2 protein-coding genes are annotated in these 3,438 nt (G+C 69.9%); both read right to left on the bottom strand.

Annotated elements, in window-relative coordinates:
• Positions 1–47: 47 nt before the first annotated feature.
• Positions 48–2,216 (bottom strand): hypothetical protein, encoded by a 2,169-nt coding sequence (locus D187_RS55795; protein ID WP_155893848.1) that lies wholly within the window; start codon positions 2,214–2,216, stop codon positions 48–50.
• Between the two features lie 723 nt (positions 2,217–2,939).
• Positions 2,940–3,438 (bottom strand): hypothetical protein (locus D187_RS57255; RefSeq protein ID WP_211241615.1); only part of this gene is annotated, 499 nt, incomplete at its 5' end.

The following is a 3,438-nucleotide window of genomic DNA, read 5'->3' on the forward strand; positions in this document are numbered from 1 at the left end:
GGAGCCGATGAAGGAGAAGACGCCGCGAGGAGACTGGGCCGAGTTGCTCAGGAGGACGTTGGCGCTGGACGTGTTCGCCTGCGCCCGCTGTGGAGGCAGGCGAAAGGTGCTGGCGTATGTGACGGCCCCGGCAGGGGTGCGCTCGATATTGGAGCACCTGGGACTTCCCACGCAGGCTCTGAAGCGGGCCCCGGCCCGGGGACCACCCCAGCAGGCGTGGTGCTGAACCTGGCGCAGCCGCTGTCAATACGCCCCAACTCCCTGCCTCTCTGCTCAAGCGAGGGCGGCCAGGGCAGGGGTGTGCCCCAAGGGGTTGTACCGTCCCGTGTACCGGCGCGGCGCGCGGCCTTGCTGGCCCCGTCAGTGGCCCTCCTCGGCTCCTGCGCTCCAGCCCTCACCCTCAACATGGCTTCTATCCCGCCTATACGCCGAGGCATCCAGGGCGTCCGGCCGAAGCGGAAGCGGCCCGGGAGCTTGCGTCCCTGAAGGAAGGGATCCAGCCACTCCTGCCGGTGCCGGTGCAGGTGGTGGAAGACGGGGTCGAGATTGATGACGCTCTCGTCGTGGTCGAGCAGCTTGCGCACCCGGGCATCGCGCGTGCGCGGCGGAGCGAGCCAGAGCTGGATGGCGTGGAGCGCGAACGTATCGGTGTCTTCCTCGGTGATGCGCTCGAGGAGGGTCTGGAGGGTGTCCAGGTGCCACGCGCGCCTTCCGAGCGCCTTGGCCAGGGCGATGACGAGGCGGTTGCGCTCCGGCTGACCCGAGGCCTGAATCCTGGGGAGCAGGGCCTCGAGGATGAGGTGCTCGGTGCCGCGCGGCAGGTTCTCCAGAGAGGGGAACTCGAGGGCCCCGGCCCGGCCCGCCAGCTTGCGCAGCGTGTTGAGGGCGAAGCGGAAGAGGGGGCTCCCTGTCGAGGTGGCGTGAGCGCGGAGGAACTTGAAGATCAACTCCCGCAGCAAGCTCTCCGTGCCGCTCGAGGTATCCCGCGCATCGAGGACGGCTGTCACCAGGAGCTCCAGGGCAGGGATGTGCTCGGAGGTGAAGACGGGTGAAGGGACGTATGGCAGTGCACCCATGACCGAGGCGCGGACCGGGTCCTGCTCGTTCTTGATGCGCGCGAGAAAGGCGAGCGTCTCCCCCATACCGCGGCGGGATTGCCCGGTGCAGTGCACGAGCAGCGAGAGCGCGGCGGCGCGCTCCTCGGCGTTGCTGGAGGAGGCCTCCTTCTGGAGGGGCTCGCGCGCGTGCTCGATGTCGCGCAGGGTGAGGGTGGTGAGATCCTGCTCCACCTCGAGGCGGAGCAGGCGCGTGGCCTCGGCATCACGGAGGGCAGGGGGCAGGACCTTGATCAGCATGTAGTGCAGGACGCACGGTGCCTCGCCCTCGAAGGTGTCGGTATAGACGGCCGCGCGCTCGGAAGGAGGCAGGGCCGCGAGGAGTTCCGCGAGGTGATGTGTGGCGTCCGCGAGGGCTCGCCCCAGGGCGACACGCTGCGCGTGGGAGAAGGCCCGGGCCCGGCGCAGCACGCTCCTGGGGATGCCCCGGTTGTTCAGGTGCTGGCGGTACGCCGGGCGTGCGAGGAACGCGGCGACCTGCTCGGGGTGGTTGCGCATGAGCCGTGACAGGAGAGTGGACTCGACGCTTCTCGACAGGGCGCCCGGGGGAAGGAGTTCCCAGACCAGGGCGAGCACCGCCGCGCCATGGTCCAGCGACAGCTCTTCCAGTGCCGCCAGGTAGGTAGTGATGCGGTGCTCGCGCTCGCGCTCCGGTGTGTGGGCGAGGTCCGATTGGAGGAAGCCCAGCACCACGTCCGGATGGCGGTGGACGAGGGTGCGCCAGCCATGGACCTCGTGTCCGAGCCGCGGCAGGAGTTGGCGCACCGCCTCCGCGCCCAGGGCGGGGAGGAGGAGGGCGGCCTCGGCGGCACCGTGGCGGGAGTGGACGGAGGGGAGCAGGCGGGCCGCGAGGGCTCCTCTCCGGGCGAGTGCCACGCCCTTGAGGATGCGGCGCCGGACGAAGGGCGCCAGGTCCGGGAGGGCCCGCTCGAGCGCCGCGTCGTCCTGGATGAAGTCCCCGGCGAAGGCGGCGGCCCGGCCGCGGACGAGGCAGGAGGGATGGGTGAGGCCGCGCAGCAGGGGGCCTTCGTCGCGAGCGCCACGGGCCAGCTCGAGCGCGAGGCACGCCTCGTAGGCGTCACCGGAGAGGAGCTCGGCCATGAGCCGTGTGAGCTCGGGAGCCCCTCGGGTGTCGCGTCCCAGGGTGGCCACTCGCGCGATGCGTGCGCCGTACCCCAGGGAATTCAGCTCCGATAGCAACGCTTCGCGTGATGGAACCCGCAAAACCCCTCCCTCTCGTTGGGAATGACGCCGAGGCGGACCGCGCTGTGGACGTGTGGAGGGGCTCGGTCCTGACAGGAGGCGCGAAGCTCACGCCGACGTCTGGGTCGGGCAGCGCGTACATGGCCACCCGGGCCCTGTCTCCGTCGAGCGACTCCAGCAGCACGGGCACCGCCCGCTCCGGCTGGTCCAGCCACGCGAGCGCGCCGAGCGCTCCCTCCACGATGGGCACTTCCTCCGAGTGGAGGAAGGACGTGAGGTCCTCCACCCGGGTGACCTGGAGGCGGGGGGGCGCCAGGCATGGATCTCGTGTCCGAGCCGCGGCAGGAGTTGGCGCACCGCCTCCGCGCCCAGGGCGGGGAGGAGGAGGGCGGCCTCGGCGGCACCGTGGCGGGAGTGGACGGAGGGGAGCAGGCGGGCCGCGAGGGCTCCTCTCCGGGCGAGTGCCACGCCCTTGAGGATGCGGCGCCGGACGAAGGGCGCCAGGTCCGGGAGGGCCCGCTCGAGCGCCGCGTCGTCCTGGATGAAGTCTCCGGCGAAGGCGACGGCCCGCGTGGGTTGGACTCGTGCTGGAGGCCCCTTCGGGCCTCCCGGAGCCCACGCTCACTTCTTCCAGGGGTCTCCCTTGTTGAAGTCATCGTACTTGAAGTCCTTCCAGTCGTTGTTGGCATTGGGCATCTTGACTCCTCCCGCCATCTTCACCTTCTGCAGCTCGATGGGCTGGCCCGTCTTCATCGCGGCGACGAAGGTGTGGTGGCCATCGCCCGCGAGCGAGAGCTTCATGCCTTCCTCCGGTTTGTTGGCATTCTTGTACGTTTCATAGACCGGCACTTTGGGCGGAGTGGCCGGCGGGTTCTTCGCCCAGCCGTCGATCTTGCCCTGCACGATACTCTTGCTCACGCTCCCCTGCATCGGGACGATGTCTGTGTAGGTTTTGTTCCCTGGCAGATCGACCTTGGGCGGATTGTAGAGCCGGGTCGCGATAAGTGTCTGACCCTGGCCGATCCTCCCGGAGGCTTTCTCCCAACCGCTCTCATCGAGCAGGGGGTTGGAGCCCGGGGTTGAGGTCTTGGGGGTGGGGGTCGCGGTGGACGCCTGGGGG

This window comes from Cystobacter fuscus DSM 2262 (genome assembly GCF_000335475.2).
Lineage (GTDB): Bacteria > Myxococcota > Myxococcia > Myxococcales > Myxococcaceae > Cystobacter > Cystobacter fuscus.

Excerpts from the sequence above, each read along its gene's own strand:
- D187_RS55795 (WP_155893848.1), bottom strand. The coding sequence starts at position 2,216 with ATGGCCGAGCTCCTCTCCGGTGACGCCTACGAGGCGTGCCTCGCGCTC.